General features: G+C 57.6%; 12 protein-coding genes. 4 read left to right on the forward strand and 8 right to left on the reverse strand.

Going from position 1 to position 18,327, the window contains the following annotated elements:
- The 5 genes from AC0L3K_RS25365 to rfbC form a co-directional block, all read right to left on the reverse strand.
- On the reverse strand, window positions 1–3,674 hold a 3,674-nt coding region (locus AC0L3K_RS25365), incomplete at its 3' end, for a DUF4082 domain-containing protein (RefSeq protein WP_473367131.1).
- Between the two features lie 858 nt (window positions 3,675–4,532).
- A complete protein-coding gene (rfbA, locus tag AC0L3K_RS25370) occupies window positions 4,533–5,420 on the reverse strand; it encodes a glucose-1-phosphate thymidylyltransferase RfbA (RefSeq protein WP_473367085.1) in 888 nt (295 codons plus the stop codon).
- Entirely contained in the window at window positions 5,329–6,366 is a 1,038-nt protein-coding gene (gene rfbD / locus AC0L3K_RS25375) for a dTDP-4-dehydrorhamnose reductase (protein ID WP_473367086.1), read from the reverse strand. The genes rfbA and rfbD overlap by 92 nt, the downstream gene beginning before the upstream one ends.
- A complete protein-coding gene (gene rfbB, locus AC0L3K_RS25380) occupies window positions 6,326–7,384 on the reverse strand; it encodes a dTDP-glucose 4,6-dehydratase (protein ID WP_473367087.1) in 1,059 nt (352 codons plus the stop codon). The genes rfbD and rfbB overlap by 41 nt, the downstream gene beginning before the upstream one ends.
- 14 nt (window positions 7,385–7,398) lie before the next feature.
- On the reverse strand, window positions 7,399–7,956 hold the full coding sequence (gene rfbC, locus AC0L3K_RS25385) for a dTDP-4-dehydrorhamnose 3,5-epimerase (RefSeq protein ID WP_018456753.1): 558 nt from the start codon (window positions 7,954–7,956) through the stop codon (window positions 7,399–7,401).
- A 350-nt stretch (window positions 7,957–8,306) separates the two neighbouring features.
- On the opposite strand from rfbC, the gene AC0L3K_RS25390 reads away from it, so the two are divergent.
- From AC0L3K_RS25390 to AC0L3K_RS25400, 3 genes are all read left to right on the forward strand, one after another.
- Window positions 8,307–10,640 carry an AAA family ATPase gene (locus AC0L3K_RS25390; protein WP_473367132.1) on the forward strand — a complete coding sequence of 778 codons (2,334 nt, stop codon included), beginning with the start codon at window positions 8,307–8,309 and terminating at the stop codon, window positions 10,638–10,640.
- Window positions 10,641–10,687: 47 nt separating this feature from the next.
- Entirely contained in the window at window positions 10,688–12,724 is a 2,037-nt protein-coding gene (locus AC0L3K_RS25395; protein ID WP_473367088.1) for a hypothetical protein, read from the forward strand.
- A gap of 105 nt (window positions 12,725–12,829) precedes the next feature.
- The gene (locus AC0L3K_RS25400) at window positions 12,830–14,299 is read left to right on the forward strand and encodes an exopolysaccharide biosynthesis polyprenyl glycosylphosphotransferase (protein WP_473367089.1); all 1,470 of its coding nucleotides are present in this window, start codon (window positions 12,830–12,832) and stop codon (window positions 14,297–14,299) included.
- Between the two features lie 68 nt (window positions 14,300–14,367).
- Here AC0L3K_RS25400 and AC0L3K_RS25405 read toward each other — a convergent pair whose 3' ends face one another.
- The gene (locus AC0L3K_RS25405) at window positions 14,368–14,736 is read right to left on the reverse strand and encodes an H-NS histone family protein (RefSeq protein ID WP_473367090.1); all 369 of its coding nucleotides are present in this window, start codon (window positions 14,734–14,736) and stop codon (window positions 14,368–14,370) included.
- A gap of 719 nt (window positions 14,737–15,455) precedes the next feature.
- Here AC0L3K_RS25405 and AC0L3K_RS25410 point away from each other — a divergent pair.
- Window positions 15,456–15,842 (forward strand): H-NS histone family protein, encoded by a 387-nt coding sequence (locus AC0L3K_RS25410; RefSeq protein WP_473367091.1) that lies wholly within the window; start codon window positions 15,456–15,458, stop codon window positions 15,840–15,842.
- Between the two features lie 140 nt (window positions 15,843–15,982).
- Here AC0L3K_RS25410 and AC0L3K_RS25415 read toward each other — a convergent pair whose 3' ends face one another.
- A complete protein-coding gene (locus AC0L3K_RS25415; RefSeq protein ID WP_473367092.1) occupies window positions 15,983–17,062 on the reverse strand; it encodes a nucleotidyltransferase family protein in 1,080 nt (359 codons plus the stop codon).
- Window positions 17,049–18,173: a serine/threonine protein kinase gene (locus tag AC0L3K_RS25420; protein ID WP_473367093.1), complete on the reverse strand. Its 1,125-nt coding sequence runs from the start codon at window positions 18,171–18,173 to the stop codon at window positions 17,049–17,051. Before AC0L3K_RS25420 ends, AC0L3K_RS25415 begins: the two co-directional genes overlap by 14 nt.
- Window positions 18,174–18,327: the final 154 nt, after the last annotated feature.

The raw sequence follows: 18,327 nt of genomic DNA on the forward strand, positions 1-18,327 counted from the left end.
AAGGCCTGCACGGCTGGATCCGTCTCGTTGACCACGTACGTGAAGGCGCCCGAGGCATTGAGCACCAGGCTGCCGTGCGCTCCAGAGAGCGCTGAACCGAGTGTGCCACTGGTCGAGCCGAAGCTGACGGCGGTGACCGTCTTGGTATCATTCGCATCGGGATCGGTATCGTTGGTCAGCACGTTGCCCGTGGCCGCCGTGCCACCGGTGCTGTTGTTCACCCCGCCCTTCTCGGTGGCATCACCAACATCAACAACCGCGGTGGGCGGTGTATTGTTGGTGGTCGAGGATCCGCTGAACACGATGTCGACCCAGTAGTTGGAAGCTTTGTAGGTGCTGGTCGGGAAAATGCTTCCGGATCCGTAGCCATAGACACCATTGCCGCTAGCCGGAGCCGTTAACTGGCCGTTGGTAAGCGACGTCGTGAAATAGTTCTGCGTACCGGAATAATTACCGTTCGTGTGGTAGGACGCGACGTAGGTGGTGCCTGCCGTGATGGCCACAGGAGTGGAGAAGTTGACCTGCTGCCAGCCGCTGGCTGTCTCGTTCGTGAACGTGGCAGTCGCAAGCAGGGTACCGGTCGAGCTCCAGAGATCCGCAACATGGGGACCGGTATTCAAAGATCCCTTGTAGAAGCGCAGGCCGGTTATTGTCCCGTTCACGGATGAGGTAAACTTGACTCCAACTTCGACGGGGCTGGTATCGCCGGAATTGGGGGCCCCTGGCGCATCATTGGTGCCGAACAGACTCTGCGCAGAGACTGGATAACTGACGTTGAGCGATACCTGGCCGGACCCACTTTGCCCGCTCGTGTCCGTGATCGTATAGGTGAAACCCGCTGTCCCGGCATAACCATTGGCAGGGGCAAAAGTCACGGTCTGATTTTGCGAATTGTAGCCTACGCTTCCATTGACCGGATTACTGACGCCACTAAGTGAGAAAGCCAATCCGGACGGGTTGGTGTCGTTCGCGAGCAGCGTTGATGCCGGAATGTTCAGCACACCATTTTGACTAACCGTGAAGCCGCTGTCCCCGTTAGCTTGTGGTGACGTCGTGCCGGAATCAGAGAAAACGACGTCGACCCAGTAATTTGCGGCCTTTGTAGAGGAAACGTCGTCGGGGAAGATCGGGCCACTGCCATAGGCAAAGACGCCGTTGAGGCTGCTGCCAGGCGCAGTGAGCGCCCCTTTCGTAAGGCCTCCATAGTTGATGAAGTAGAAATCAGTTGAGGAATAGTGGCCGGTGTTCGTGTGATAGGAAGCAACATACGTCACGCCAGCGTTCACACTGATAGGCGTGGCGAAATTAACCTGCTGCCAGCCGCTCGCCGTTTCGTTGGTGAAGGTGGCGCTCCCAAGCAGAGTGCCGTTTGTGGTCCAGAGATCACCGATGTGAGTGCCAATGTTCTCAGACGCTTTGTAGAAACGAATGCCGGTGATCTTGCCCGACACGGTGGGGACGAATTTGACACCAAGCTCAACTGAGCCGGAATCGTCGTTCGAGATCACCGTGGGCGTATCGGCAATGCTGAAGAGTGTCAGGTTGGAAGACGGATTGACGGTGTAAGTAACACCTGCAGCGGGTGTTTCCAGGTTCAGGCTATCGTCTACCGCCCTGGTCTTGAGATTATATGTTCCCTGAGCGCCTGTGACGAACGTGTATGACCACGTCGCGTTCGCCGCACCGACGTTGCTGGTGGCGGGATGCCAGGTTGCGCCACCATCGGTGGAAACCTCGACTCCGGCAATCTTTCCACCCGCGTCAGTGGCCGTCCCCGTCACTGTGATCGATTGCCCCTCGGCAACGGTGGCAGCCGAGAGATTCGTGATGCCGGAGGTCGGCGCTGTAGCGTCTGTCGATTGGGTCGCGATCGTCAAGCTCGCTTGCAGCGTCCCCGGCTGAACCCCCATGTCGGCGAACAGATTGACCATCGCCTGCTGTACATTGGGATCCACCGGAGTCGCCGGTCCGTCGTGGTCGCTAGCAAGCCCCCACGACCAGTTGATTGAACCGGCCGAGAATATCAGTGCACCACTAACGGGATCCCGATGCACTACGAGATTGTGGGTCGCTGTGCCATTTGCGAACGTGTTGCCATAATCAAGGAGATACTGTCCATTCACCTGCACTGTTGAAGATGAGACATTGACCAACCCGGCTGGGCGGAATCCGTTGTCGGGTGCGACGTCCCATTCGACGCCTAATAGGCCCGGTACGAGCGAGGCGGTCTGCCCGGGAGCTGTTTGCCCGACAGCTGTATTGCGCCAGAAACGCAATTGGGTCATCGGATACGGTATCGTGATCGTGTCATACCGAAACGCGTTGACTGCGAACAATGTACCGGTCAACTCATTCGCGGGAAGAGCCGGACCGAACCGCGGATCAGCGAAATTGCCGGTCGCCCGTCCTGTCGGATCAATCAACGCATTTGCATGCGTATCCTTGTAGCTGATGAGTGTGCGGTTGGCTGATCCGCTCCCGTCGATGCTGGGCGCCAACCTTGTTTTCCAAAAGATCTCGTTGCCTGTGAGAAACGCAAGGTTCACGCCAGCATGCGCTGCGGCCTCTACGTTAGCGCGCTGAGCTTCGGTCCAATACTCGTCATGCCCCGCGTCCATGAAGATCTTATGGTTCAGCAACAACGAGCCATTTGTCGCAGCGTCGATTCCAGAAATGTAGGAGACATCGTACCCGTTTTGCTCGAGCCACTGAATGGCCGCAAACTCGGCCGTGAACGGGGAGTCTCCCCCCTCGGAAAAGGTTCCCTCGCCGTCACGCGTTACGAGGGGGCGATTGTAACTGACCGCGAAGGCTGATCCGTTGATGCCCGGGCCGTTCCCGAAATAAAGGTTGGCCCCTCCCCAGCCGTTGTAGGCTTGCCAGTCTTCATCACTTGTCTGGAGGACGATGTCGCTGTGCGAAGCGTCGTTCCTTATGATGAACGGGATCTGGAAAATTTCGGTGCCGTTGACGACGTTGGCGATGTAGACGCCCGAGACCGCATCGGTTGGCACGCTCCAGGAGTCGGTCACGCTCCAATTGCCGGCATCTACTAGGCCCCTAGATGGGTCCGTCAATGGAGCGGGTTGGACGACGGAAGCTGCGGCCTGATGCTGCAGGCTCGTAACCATTCTGGCACCATCACCGCCGTAATAGCCCAGCCGGTAAACATCGACGCGATAGTTCGGATTGCCGGTCAGGTTGTTGATCTTGAATTGGACCGTCCCGCCGACATTGGCGCTGATTGCTGTCGCAAATCCCTGGGTCAGATGCGAATTGCCGCCCGGCTGGATCTGCCAGACACTTTTCGGCGTACCTGGCTTCTGGTTTTCCAGTACGATGGGATTTGTGGGTGGATCGGAGACAATGGTGCCTCCCTGCCCGTCGCTTCTGAAATTCCAATTCGAGTCCATCCCCGAGAACAGCAAGGTGACATTGGCCGCACCATTGCTGAAATCGACCACGCTGATATTCGAGCTGTTGTCATAATGGACAGTCGCCGACATCGACGATGTGAAGGGCAGATCCTTCAAGTCGATGAAGTTCTCTGGCGAAAGCGGTGCCCCCGGCGATGAACCGGCAATCAACCCCTGGAACTTGGCCGACTGGTCGAGGACAAGCGTGCCAACCCCCGTGTCGAACGACACGGTTATGCCGGAGAACGATCCATTCAAGAATTGCCCCGAAACCGAACCTCCGATCTCCAGGGTCGCCTTGTCTGAAATTTCGAAAGATCCCGTGCCGCTGACGTCACCCTTGAAGTCCCCCGCAGCAATGCGATTGCCAAGGAATGCCCCAGCGTCGACAGTCCCATTGTTCACTGCATCGTCTTCGACGATAAAGGGCGACCCGGCACCGAACGAAAGCGTCGCGCCTGCATCAACGACCAGGCTCTCGATATCAACGCGGGCCGTGCTGGTGACGACATACGCTCCCGCCGCATCGAGGAAGGCAGAGCCAATGCTGCCCGGGACGCCGGCGCTCCAGTTCGTAGCGACATTCCAGACTCCGTCCCTCGAATTGGTCCAGTGAGTGGTGCCCGGTGTCGAAACCGATGATGATGTCGGCGGCGTCCCTCCGTTTGCCACAGATGGGAACGTCGGGACCAAACCCAGATGGCGGCTCGTCAAAGATGTCGAAGACAGCAGAGCAGACAATCGCGACTGGGAACATGCCGCGAAGAGGCGGGGCACAACGCAGCGTAGGTCCGGCGGGTCGCCCGGTCTGGCCCGAGACGACTGCGAGAAGAAAGTGGCGTCACTTGGTGGCAAATTAGCAAACGGCGGATCCCACCGGCCGGGCGGATCGGAGCCATCGAATGCATTCCCGAACGAGGCTTCTCGCCAAAAGGCGGGAATATCTTCCCCTGGAAAAACGGCCCGGGCTCCCCGACCGAAGACGCTCGCCTTTTGAAGCAGCATGGCTATACCGATTAAATAAATCGTCAATATATATTTTAATTCTATTTTAAACTGCCCGTCAATTCAATACGCATAGATTTAACATAACTCCAAATAACGACTGAGGGGCGTTTAGTGCGAAACGAAATGCGGTAGCCGAGTGATTTCGTTCAGATATTTGCCGTAGCCGCTCTTCTCCAACGGTTGCGCCAGCGCGAGAAGTTGATCACGATTGATGAAGCCGAGTCTGAAGGCGACCTCCTCGAGACAGGCGATCTTCATTCCCTGCCGCTTTTCCAGGGTCTGCACGAACGTCCCGGCATCGATGAGCGACTCAACCGTGCCGGTATCCAGCCAGGCGAACCCCCGCCCCATGCGCTCAACATGTAGCGTTTTGGCCGCAAGGTAGCGCATCTGAAGATCGGTAATCTCGAGCTCTCCGCGCGACGATGGCTCGACGCGACGAGCGTAGCGGACAACGCGATTATCGAAGAAATACAGCCCGGTGATTGCCCAATTCGAAGCAGGCCGTCTGGGTTTCTCCTCGATCGATACTGGGCGGTCCGCCTCATCAAACGCGACGACGCCGTAACGTTCTGGGTCCCGCACGTGATAAGCAAAAACTGTTGCGCCTTCCTCACGTCCCGCCGCCCTGGCAAGCAGTTCGCTCAGGCCATCGCCGAAGAAAATATTGTCACCAAGCACCATCGCCACACGATCGCTTCCGATGAAATCGGCACCAACAATGAAGGCGTCCGCGAGACCGGAGGGACGGGTTTGCTCCGCGTAGCTGAGCCGAATGCCCCACTGGCTGCCGTCCCCCAGCAACAGCTCGAACTGACACCGGTCTGAAGGCGTGGTGATAATCAGAATTTCGCGGATCCCTGCCAACATCAGCGTCGACAGGGGATAGTAGATCATCGGCTTGTCATAGATCGGGAGCAACTGCTTGCTGACCACGCGCGTGATCGGATAGAGGCGCGTTCCGCTGCCGCCAGCCAGCACGATTCCCTTCAACATCGGTTTCTCCTTCTCCGACTAGTTGGTCGAGACAGGCTTCGAGTGAATGGCGCCAAGGCGGCAATCGAATCCCGAACACGCGTTCGGCCTTGGATGAATCCAGGCGCGAGTTTCGGGGTCGACGCGCAGCGGTCGGAAACTCTTCCGTCGTGATCGCCTCGAGCGCCGGAACCCGCGCTCCACGACGGGAAATCTCGTCGAAGATTGCCTTCGCAAAGTCGTGCCAGCTTGTCTCGCCCTGCCCGGCGAGATGAAAGATGCCGGCTGCTGCCCTGCGATCGACTGTTACTGACCGTTCTGCGATCTGAAGGATAGCCTCCGCGAGGTCGTATGCGTAGGTCGGATTTCCGTGCTGGTCTCGGACAACCCTTACGATGGGCTGCGTCCCGCATAACCGCAACATCGTTCGAACGAAGTTGCAGCTATAGGGGCTGTAAAGCCACGAGCATCTGATCACGGTCGCGAGCGGGTGCGCGGCCAATACAGCAGCTTCGCCGGCAAGCTTCGACGCGCCGTACACATTTAACGGCGCGGGAATGTCGCTTTCGTCGTACGCATCCGGTTTTGCGCCGTCGAACACATAGTCGGTCGAGAGATGGATGAGTGGAACATTCAGCTGCCAAGCGACATTTGCCAGCGTTGCCGCACCATCGCGGTTGATGCTGAACACTTTCGCCGCTTCAGATTCGGCCCGATCAACAGCCGTATAAGCGGCCGTATTGATGATTGCAGACGGCGCGATCGACGCGATGAGCTTATCGATCCCTTCGCGGTTCTCCAGATCGAGTTCTCGGTGCCCGAGAGCCACCGCGGGCAGACCGCGCATCGCAGCGAGATCACGAAGACACTTTGCCAACTGACCGTTCCGCCCGGCAATGAGGATGGGTCGATCTGTCATCTTCACCTCAATGTTGAGCAGCGAGCAGACCCAGACGCGAGCCGTCATAGACACCGCAGCGAGCACGCTGCCACCATGCACGATTGTCGAGATACCATCCGACTGTTTCGGCCAAGCCCTGTTCGAAGGTTCTCGTCGGTTCCCAGCCTAGTTCGCGATGTGCCTTCGACGCGTCGATCGCATAGCGCGCATCATGTCCTGGACGATCCGGCACGAACCTAATGAGAGATCGTCTCGCTCCCGCGCCCGGGGATAACCGATCCACCACGTCACAAATCCGGGTGACCACCTCCAGGTTGGTTCGCTGGCCATCCCCGCCGAAATTGTACTTCTCGCCCGGTCTTCCTTCGTACAGAAGTCTTATCAAGCCAGCGGCATGATCATCGACATGAAGCCAGTCGCGAATATTTCTGCCGTCGCCATAGACCGGTAGCGGGTTCCGGTCGAGCGCATTGATGATCGTCAGCGGGATGAGCTTTTCCGGGAACTGGTACGGCCCGTAGTTGTTCGAACAATTCGATACGATGACCGGAAGACCGTAGGTTCGAAACCACGCGAGTGCGAGGTGGTCCGAGGCCGCCTTGCTCGCCGAATATGGCGAACTCGGCCTGTAGGGCGTGTCCTCGCGAAACAAGTCCTCCGGGCCCAATGACCCGTAGACTTCGTCTGTCGATACGTGAATGAAGCGGAACTGCTTGCGCCGCGGAAGCGGCAGACGTTCGTAGTAGGTCCTGGCCGCCTGCAACAGCGTGTAGGTACCAACTATATTGGTGCTGACGAAAGCCTCGGGTCCGGTGATCGAACGGTCGACGTGGCTTTCGGCGGCCAGGTGTATGATCGCATCCGGCTCGTAGTCGGCGAACGCGAGATCAATAGCGTCTCGATCGCAGATGTCGGACTGCAGGAATGCATAAGACCCCAGCCCCTCGATGCTCGTCAGCGAAGTCAGGTCGGCTGCGTATGTCAACTTGTCGATGTTGACCACAGCGGCACTGGTCTGCAGCACCAAACGGCGACACACAGCAGAACCGATGAAGCCCGCTCCGCCGGTCACTAGGATACGCATTCTACTCATCTCCACTATTCGAAAATGCAAGCAAGCTGGTTGAGCGTAGGCAAAATCTGGTCCTTTGGCGATATCTGAGCCTCTGACGGTGTGACGGGCCACTTGATCGCTAGTGCGGGATCAGCCCAATAGACGCCGCCGTCATGGCTCGGGGCGTAGACCTGATCGACCTTGTACAAGACCACGGTCTTGGGCTGCAGCGTACAGAAACCATGCGCGAATCCCTTCGGAATGAACACCTGCTCACCGCTTTCGCTATCCAACTGGATGGCGATATGCTTGCCAAAGTCGGGCGATGAACGTCGGAGATCAACGGCAATATCGAGAATGGCCCCATTCAACACCCGTATGAGCTTGGCCTGGGCGAAAGGCGGTCGCTGGAAATGCAAGCCGCGCACCGTGCCGATCCGATCTGAGCTGGACTGATTATCCTGAACGAAGTCATGCAAGATTCCCTTCTCAGCAAAAGCCGATCGCTGAAAGGTCTCACAGAAGTAGCCGCGGCCGTCGGAAATGCGATCTGCTCGAATTACTTTGACATCGGGGATAGCCAAGGATCGCAGTTCCAGCATTAGGCGCCCTCCTGCCGGTCCTTAATTTCGATCGGGTTTCAAGCAGCGGACCATAATCATCGATAGAATTAATTTTTCCGTCCGCCAATCCGCCTCTGAACGCTCACATTATTTTCGATCCAAATACGATGTGCTGCAAGCTACGGAAATATCGTCTGTTTTGTCGGCACCGCGCCGGGGCGATTGCCTCGTCCTTATTTGTATCTCACCATAATTAATATATGATTTATTTAATTTGGCAAGCAGATTTTTTTAATGTATATAATCACCGAGCGCCCGGACGTCCTGCCTGAACGTTGGTCTACGGGCGGGGCGGCCCCAACGTGACCCCACCGTCGGACAGGTACGTGATGCTCCAGAACAATCTTCAACACACGGATAGACTGCGGCTGCCGGTGAACCTGGCTCAACCCGCTCAGGCAGACGGCGGAGGAATCAGCGACGTCATCAATTACGGCGTCGGGCTTCTACGACGCCAATATTTCGTAATCCTTGTCACTGCTACACTCGCAACTGCGGCCAGCATGCTCTATCTCCGTTTGGTGACTCCAACCTATACGGCGCAGGTTCAGATCCTGTTGGCTAATCCAAGGCCCCTATTTGTCCAGCAGCAATCACTGCTCGCCGAGACGGCTTTCGATCTCAATCAAATCGAGACCCAGCTTCAGCTCCTGAGATCAAAGGCCACTGCGGTCGCGGTCATCGACCAGTTGAAACTGGCTGACGATCCGGACTTTCGTGCGTCAGGGCTATCTCTACAGTCGCTCTGGCAACGAATTCAGTCATGGGCACCGACTGGATCGAGGAAAGATAACCCGCCCGATACAAAGGGCGAACCATCGGACGCTCTCGTAGACGCATTTCTGAGTCGGCTTTCAACAGGACGTGTCGGGTTCAGCAACGTCATTGAAATCAATTTCAGTTCGAGCAACGCAGCCCGAGCCGCGGAGATCGTCAACGCGGTAGCCAATACCTATGTTGCGGACCAGCTCAATGCAAAATTCGATGCCAATCGCAGGGCAACAAGCTGGCTGCAGGAGAGGCTGCGCGATCTCGGTGACCAAGCCCTCGCTGCACAACGTGCCGTCGATGTCTACAAGGCCCAGAACAATATCGTGTCTTTGGACGGAAAGCCCATCGACGAGCGGCAGATCACAGAAATCAACAATCGACTGGCTGCCGCACGCGCCCAGACCTCTGAGGCCACGGCCAAGTTGGCTCGGTATGAATCTCTCCTTACCTCCGATCCGCAAAAGCCGCCCCCGATGATCAATCTGGATGCTATCGGGGCCGATGCGACAAACAGTCAGATCATTACGGGGCTCCGCCAACAATATCTGGAACTCACGCGGCGAGAGGCCGAGTTGACAGCCAGGGTCGGTCGCGACCACCTGGCGGTTGTCAGTGTCCGTAACCGCATCCGGGAATTTCGCGCCTCCATCTTCGACGAGGTCAAGAGACTTGCCGAAGTCAGCCGAAGCGAATTCGAGTTCGCCAAACAGCGGCAGGAAGAAATCGAAAAGCAGCTGGCCAAGGCCGTCTCTCAGTCCCGTTCAGTCAATTCTGCTGAGCTGACTATCAAGGATCTGGAGAGCCGAGCAAAGGGCTTGCGGAGCTTGCATGAGACTTTCCTGCAGCGTTACATGGGTTCTGCACAGCAGGAGACATTCCCCATCTCGGAAACGCGGGTCGTTTTTCCTGCTTCGCCGCCGCCGAGCAAGAGCAAGCCTAAGACAAGGTTGGTGCTGACGCTCGGGATCCTCGGCGGTCTCGCGCTGGGCATCGGCTTGGCGCTGCTCAGAGACGTCATGGACCGCGTCTTTCGTACCTCTTCACAAGTGGAAACCGTGCTGGAATTGCCTTGCATTTCTTCGGTCCCATTGCTACCGGCCCGCAAATCCCCGAAGCCATCAGTTCGTCTCCAGCAAACCGATGATGATGTTCAGCAACGGATAGTCTCGTCGCCGACCGCAGTTCATCGGACCGTGGTCGGCATGCCGCTATCTCGATATACCGAGGCAATTCGCTCCATCAAGCTAGCCATCGACCACAATCCGGCAAAAATCTCCTCCCAGGTCATCGGGATTACCTCGGCCCTACCGAATGAGGGCAAGACCACGATTGCTGCCTCGCTCGCGCAATTGATCGGGCACACGGGTAAGAAAGCCATCATCGTCGATTGCGACCTCAGGAATCCCTCGCTATCTGCTATCTTTGCGCCCAAAGCCGTCGCCGGAATCATCGAAGTTGCAAACGGCAGCCGCTCCCTCGCGGACGCAATTTGGCGGGATCCGACAACCAATCTTGCATTTCTACCCGCCGTGCGGCGGGGACCTCTGCTTCACACCAGCGAAATTCTTTGCGCCGACGCGATAAGCAAGTTGTTCGACCGTTTGCGAGCTGACTATGACTACGTCATCGTCGACCTTCCTCCCCTGACCCCGCTGGTTGATGTCCGAGCCACTTCATCTCTAATAGACTGCTACATTCTCGTTGTTGAATGGGGCCGGACCAAAATAGATGTCGTGCAGCACGCATTGCACACGGCACCCAACATTCACGGATCGCTGATTGGGGCGGTTCTCAGCAAAACGGATACCAAGGCCATGGCTCGATATGACGGACATCGGAGCTACTACTATCATGATAGCCACTACATCCGTTATGGTCTTTCCGGGTCTTAAGGCTGTCTCGTAGCGGCTCCACGTTCTCCGGCTAGCGGATCAGCGGAGTGGCCGCACCACAAGATGGTGTTTACATGATTATCCGGCTTGTCATGTTAGCCGAGTTAGTGGCGATCATCGCGGCGCTCGCAATGCCAGAAAGCCTGCAAATCAGGATATTGGCGTCGTTCGTACTTGCAACGGCTGCGCTGGTCGTTGCGATCGTTCCATCATCCGCCTCCCTCGGGCTCGCCAAGCTGCTCCGGCCTGGTCTCGGCGTTGTGCTTGCGGCTCCGGCGCTCTGGATGGCGTCACAGGCAGTGCCGATGCCTATGGGCACACTCGGCAATGCCATCTGGGCAACCGCATCGGCGGCCTTGAACGAACCCCTCGCCGAAGTAATCACGGTCGATACCGGGGCGACGATGTTCTCGTTCGCCCAGTATTGCGCTGTGCTCGCCGCTGCCCTTCTCACTGCCGTCGTCACACTTGACCGATATCGTGCAGCGCAAGTCCTGCATATCCTGCTGTTGATAGCCACGATCGCCACAGCTATGTGGTTCGGTAAGGAAACTGCTGGTGTCGCCGGGCCCGATGGCTCAACCGTCGCAGTGCTCGGCCTCTTGCTCTCCTGCGCGACGGCAATACGCGCAGTCGATCAATTTCGGCGCCGCAGTCGGCCAGGAACAATTGGGCCAGCCCCGCTCCCAGCTCTGTCCGCCGCGATCATCGCAATGACTGTCTGCATGGCCGCGCTGCTCATTCGGACCAACTCGACCGCCGTCGTTGCCGCGCTCCTCGGATCAGGAATCCTGCTCTCGGTGTTCGCAATTCGCAGGTGGTTCTTCGGTTTGTGGGGTACCGCTGGCGTTCTCGCAACCGCCGTAATATTTCTTATTGCCAGCGTGACGGTCATTCCGTTCAGGACGAACACCGATCTGACGATCGCTTTGTCAACGAGCAGCCAGATCGCGACAGAACGGATGCTACAGGACGTCCGACCGGCGGGATCCGGTGCAGGCGCTTCGGCCGTTCTTTTGCCGATTTATCGGGACATCGGAAGCGGTGCGCTGCGAGAAAGGCCAACGGCCGCCGCCGCAATTGTTGTGGATATGGGGTGGGCGTTCCTTTGCGGTCTCGTGGTTGTAGCAATGCTCGGCGCTTGTATTCTGATCAGGCGGTCTCTGTCGCGAGCTTACGATTACGTGTACCCAGCCTTGGGCGCCGGCGCTTCGATTACACTGACGGTACTGGCCTTTGCCGACCATGAAATTTTGGATTTGGGCGCATCGCTTTTGATCGCCGCCGTTTTTGGACTGGCATTCGGTCAAAGCGTCCCCGGCGCAGGCCGTGACGCCATATCCCCGGGATCGAAAGAGACTTCAGATTGGATGGGCGGTCCAGCTCCGGCATCTCGTCCAAGATTCGCGTCAGCGCTTGTCACCGCCTGGCCCCGCGTTGCTCTGATGGTTCTTGGTATCACACTGCTCGTGCAGGCAATTTGGATGGTCTTGCCCGCCTGGTATCTCGGTGGTCACTCTTCTTTGCCGACAGGCGTATTGACCGCAGCATGGCCGAATGCGACCTCGAAACCGGCTTCAGTTGCGGCAGCACGTGAAGACCTATGGATCCGAGGGGAATCGAGATCCAGCTGGGATCCGGCACTATCCGCAGACGAGCAGAAGACGGCTCTTCCGGTGGCTTCGAATGCGTTTGCCCGTGCATTACGCTCTTCGCCGTTTCGCGGCGACATTTGGCTCATGCTCGCGGCGGCCTCGAAGCACGATTTGACCCGGTCTGGGACGGCAGCGATGCTCAAGATGTCGTACTATACCGCGCCGAATGATTTGGATCTGCTTCCGTTACGGCTATCCGTCGCGTTCGCCACAGACGCTGTGGTATGGGAGCTTGAATTCCGTGACTTGATCAAGCGCGACGTCAGTTTCATCGTTACGCATCGGCCTGCCCTCAGGCCGGCGCTTGTGGCTGCATACCGGTTAGCCTCAGCCGACGGGAAGGTCTATCTCGAGAACCTGATTTCGGAGCTGGATCCGTCGTACCTCGACAGCATGCGCGCGCGGAATTCCCGACAGGGATCTCGATAGGCCTCCGAGCAGTGCGACATATTAAATGGCCAAACGAGTATTTCTTCTCTTGAAAGATCGGATTAATTAATAGTATATTAAATATTAACCGCAGGTGTCCTGACAATGAATTTCGTGAACCGACATTTCCCCGATCGGGAGGTTACGGATCGTGTCAGTCCCGGGCCGTCGCTATCCCGCCAGCACAAATGGCCCCTCCGGTACGACTCGATCGAATACGTGGCGGTCTGTGCGGATGTTGCGACGATTGTTTTTGCGAGCGTTATTTCGATGTGGCTGTGCCAAGCTCAGAATGGGTGGGCTGCAGGCGACTTGAGCAACGCACTTGGCTTGGCGCTCGTCAGCGCAGCATGTCTCGTTTGCCTCTTGAAGACCCACGGCCTTTATCGGCCAGCTGAGCTTCTCGTCCTGCGAAGTCAGATGCGCGCCGTCTGGATGGCATGGACGTCATTGTTGCTCTTGATATGGGCCGTGTACGGCTTTGCAATTGGTCCGGGCTCTTCTCACCAAGCAGGCACACTTTTCGCGCTCCTGGGCCTCGGCTTGCTGATGGCCGAGCGGTGGGGAGTGAGAGCGCTTCTCGGGAGGGGCCTGAGCGGCAGAAAATTCGCCAGCACAAACATTGTTCTGGTTAGCGACCAGCCGCCATCGAAAAACGCCGGACTGTCTGAAACGCTGGCGATGCATGGTTATTGTGTCCGAGGCCGGTTCAGCTTGCCCCCAATCGGCTTCGGTCCTGCCGGACGAAGGAGGCTAACGGCTCGCGTGATTGACTACATTCGCAGCTCCGAGCTCGACCAGGTGGTGGTCGAAGCGAACCCGGAACGATGGCCCGAACTCCGGGCCTTCGTTGCCGATTTGCGGGTCTTGCCGCTACCGGTCGTATTCGTACCGGTCGGTACGACATCCGAACTGCTTCGACATCCTACGCGAACTCTTGGAAGTGCGGTTTGTGTTGAACTCCAGCGTGGGCCTCTTACGCCGCTGGACTGTGCGACCAAGCGAACCATCGACCTTTTCGGCGCCGCGCTCGCCTTGACGATATTTGCCCCTCTGCTTGTGCTGGCCGCACTTGCAATCAAGCTGGATTCGCCCGGCCCCATATTCTTTCGACAACAACGCTGTGGCTTTAATGGCCGGATCTTCCTGATCCGCAAATTCCGGACGATGCATGTGCTCGAGGACGGGCCCGCGATCCTTCAGGCCCATCGCCTCGACCGACGCGTCACCCGCGTCGGCAAATGGCTGCGTCGGACAAGCTTCGACGAACTGCCACAGCTGCTAAATGTTCTCGACGGCAGCATGTCGCTGGTCGGTCCGCGTCCTCATGCCCTGGCTCACGACGGAGAATTCGACAAGCTCGTGCGGAACTACGCCTTGCGCCGCAGGGTCAGGCCAGGATTGACCGGATGGGCCCAAGTCCATGGCTGCCGCGGTCCAACCCCCACAGCCATCACGGTCGAAACACGCGTACAATACGATCTGTGGTACATCGACAACTGGGGCCTTCGGCTTGATCTCATAATCCTGCTGCAAACTCCCATCGAAGTGCTGCGGGGACGCAACGCCTACTAGGCACACAGGATCACGGCGCTGCGCCGGCCATTTGACCGCAACCATTCCGTCGATCAATGCAGATTGGGTTATGCGCGCTGACGAAGCTTCGGACTTGCATCCCCTATGCGAAAGTCCTCAATTCTCCGGCCTGACTTCATAGCAGCAACCAACCACCGGGGCCGCTTGCCACGCCCCGACCAGGTTTCTGACGTCTGGGGGTTCCGGTATTTCGGCAGCACCCGCGGATATTTGCGTCTCGCTTTGGCGGCCGGAGACACGCCCGGCTCGCTTGAATCCGCCAAAACGGCCGTCCCGCCCCCGAGAACCGCCAAGCGCTTCTCCAATTCGTGCTTTTCTGCCTTAATCCGATCCGATAAGATCCCGCTAATTTCCTCATGAAGCGACCAGAGATCGTCAAGGGACATTGATTCTAATTCGAGTTTCTTAGCTGGCATGCTCGCATCCTGTAGTTGCGCCAAACTTAATATGCCCCAGATCGACATTAATCAAGATGGTGAACTCGATTTACCCAACAAAATGTATGGAACCGTACTTAAATCCGCGTTCCAGATAACTGCGTCGCAACAGCCAATCAAGCCAAAACAATAGGCTGTCCGCATAATTTAATCGCGGAGGGGTAAATTTCACACGCCCAGCGGGCAGCCGTGGAACCATTCAAGCGAACTGATATGACGGGATCGCATCAAGCGCCCGACGCGTCATCCGCGACGCATATTCGCGATGAATATGGTTGGCGTAGGCTGTCCTTTGTTCTGGCAATCTCGATATTGCAGCCTTCGGCTATGCGCGGAGCGCCAACGAACTCAATGTACCTCAGCGCTACCGCGCTACCCGCCCGAACTCGATTTGAGCTTCAGGTCCCGAATGTCCGAGGGTGCAGCCGGGGAAGGATGCTCCGAGTTGAAGACGCCGACAGGAACTCGATTGAGATACTCCCCTTTCTTGCTTTGCAGCAAGTCATTGATCTGCCTATCTCCATTTAATAAAATTCTCCTAGTAATAATTATTAAATAATATACTATTTATTTATTGTAGCGTCGATTTGAAGCACTGGCTTTGGTCCATCGTTGATTTGGGCGTTCGGGCAATGATGTGCTCGTAAGCTGAGAGCGACAGTTGGATCAGGCGTCAGTCGAACGGTGACGAGAATGCTATGCGTCGGCAAGATCTCGAAACCATGGACTTTGAGGAACTCTGGCTCCTTCACGAAGAGCTGACAAAGATACTTGCCGAAAAGATCACAGTCGAGAAGCGAGAGCTCGAAAAACGTCTTGCGCAACTCAACCAGCCGGCTCAATTCGGTGAAGCTGAAAGCCGGGCCGCCAACGCCGGAACGAGCGAGCCGCCGCGCCGCAAATACCCAAAAGTCGTGCCAAAATACTTCAATCCACTCCGCCCGACAGAGACTTGGTCGGGACGTGGTAAACAGCCTCGCTGGCTAGTTGCCGCGCTCCAATCGGGGCACACGCTCGAAGAGTTCAGGATTCGCGAGAACGACGAGTCGCCTGATCGGAATGCGGGTGGTCAAGGGCATTCCTAGCACTGCACAACTGCACAAATGTTTGGCCTGAGGATTCCGGAAATCGGCCCACCTGATGCGCGCTCTGGAGGCGGCTGATGGAATCCGTTCCGTTGAGGAATCTTCAATCCCCCGAAGGCGCTCGTGTGACCGTTACTGCCTTAGACTTTTCCGGCACGAACCGTCGTGGTCGCGCTCAACAGAAACTGTAAAGTGGATCCTCTTGGCACAGACCACAATCCACGCCCGCGCATGCCGGCTTGCGCGTCGCCAGAGGTCACCCTGCTCCGGTAATTTCTGAGGTCCAAGACCGTCATTGCGAGGAATGGCACACGTGTGGCCGGAAAGCGTGCTTGGATCAATTGTCGCATGAACTGCAGACGAGGAATCAGTCGGCAGCGCATCGAGTGCGGGACCTCGACCCCAAGCAGCGCAGCGAGAGCAAGCAGCTGGGTTTCGACTGCGTTCTTCATCAATCCGCCCGAGATATGAGAGGTAAGCTCACTCCAATCGATGCCCCCGAGAGAACCGTTCACATCTCGCAATTCAAGAAGATGTCGCAGATCGAGGTCACCGAGCCAATAACCAAAGTCTTGAAACTGATCGTGGATGATCAACATAAGCGCTCGGTACGTGGGCGTGGGAATATACGCGCTCCCCCGCCCCAAGCGCGCAGGGACGCAATGGTTCAGAGCATTTCCCGGGCCACGGTAAAAGTACGCCGGGTCTGAAGCGCCCTGCTGCAGATCAATGGTTCCGACATCCCGAGGCCGGTTCAACTCGACATACCATCTCTTGCTGTTGGGAAGGGTCCGCTCATGAATTTGATAGCCAATCGCGCGCAGAGCGGTGACTGCTCTTTCAGCTTCGTCCGGCATGACCATAATATCCAAATCACACATCAGCCGAACTCCCCGCCGCTCGACAGGTGCTGTGGCTAGCGTTGCCGCACCCTTGAGCAACACCGGCGTAACTCCCTGGCCATTCATCGCAATGACGGCCTCTTCCAACTGACCGGCCAGCCGATCGTTGCGCAGCACGTTTCGGCGATGGATCTGGCGGATATATGTGCACACGTCGTCTGGCAACACCGATGCAAATTGATCGACGAAGTCAATGAGCGCAGGCGTCGTCAACGTCTGGTTTGCGAGCCCTATTACGGAGGTCCACTCCACTTCGACGGGCGGCAAGCCTCGCAAGCAGTTGCAAAGGCTTGTCAGTGCCGCACTATGCCTTGTCATTGCACAACTCCATCAGCAGCTCCCGAGCCTGCGCCGATTCGGAAAAAGTAAGTTGAAACGATTGCGCGCCCGCAACAATCCGCTTCAAAGCGAAAAAGCCGGACTGCGACAGCTTCCCGTCTGCGGCAGAGGCCCCCTCAATGAGCCACTTGATCGAATCAACCTGATCCAGCGGGGTCAGCTCGACGGGGCCGCTTGCAACCCGGTTCAGAAAGATGATCCACTTGGCAGAGAGGCTCCCATTGTGCGCATCCGGAATCGGCAAATACCGCACTTCGGCGCCATCGGACCGGCGGTGCGTCACGTCGTCCCACTCGCCATACACTCGGGATAGCAACCGCCACGATCCTTGCTTGAGGGTGAGAGCAAATGGGATGCCGCAGATCGTTCCGTCAGCCCCGATCAGCGCAACATCATCGCCGGCATACTGAAATCCAGCGTCTACCAGTTCTAGCGCCAGAGTCGACTTGCCGGCTCCCGGTTGGCCGCACAGCAGCAGGCCCTTGCCGCACTTGACAAGAGAAGCGGCGTGGAGCGCGAAAGCCCACTGATTGCTTCGGATAAGTCGTTCGGTGATGTGAGCTTTGATTGTAGGGGCCAGAGCTGCGGCTTCACATCTTTGGATGCTCGCGTCATTCCCGCGGAAGAATACTCGATCGCCGAGCGTCATTGTCTCGATCGCAATATCCTCCTCCTCCTCGCCGCTGTCGTCCGTAACGCAAAAGAGGGAAATCAACTGTTGCGAGAGGTCCCGATTTGCAACCCGGACGCTGATCCTGCGCTGACCAAGAACCGTTGAGAAGGCACAATCGGCCGACATTCGCCAGTCGAGATCGAGCACCCCTCGATCGATCCAGACGTTCATCGCCTGCCACGTGAACTCGCGCGCTGCGCGCTCGCCAATGCCTAGCTGCCCAAGCTCCTGATGGACGTCTTCCAAAGAAGCGCCTTGTGCCAACTTGCACCAAATGAATGCCCCTAGCTGGTCCAACTCATAGAGCTTCTGCCTTGTCTCGCTGAAAAGCACCGATCGACCGTCCACCAGCGCGAAGACTGCACCCGCGGCGGGTCTCAACACGATCTCTGCCGATGTTTTTGCTTTTTCCAGCATGGCTATGCCCGATAGCGACGATCTCTGTTTCGGGGGGGGGGGGCGCGCCGCCCCCCCCCCCCCCCCCCGCCGGCGCGGGGGGGGGGGGCGGCGGGGCCCCCCCGCCGCCGGGGGAGGCCCCGCCCCCCGGGGGACCGCCGCCGGACCCGCCCCC

This window comes from Bradyrhizobium sp. MI1.10 (genome assembly GCF_055811035.1).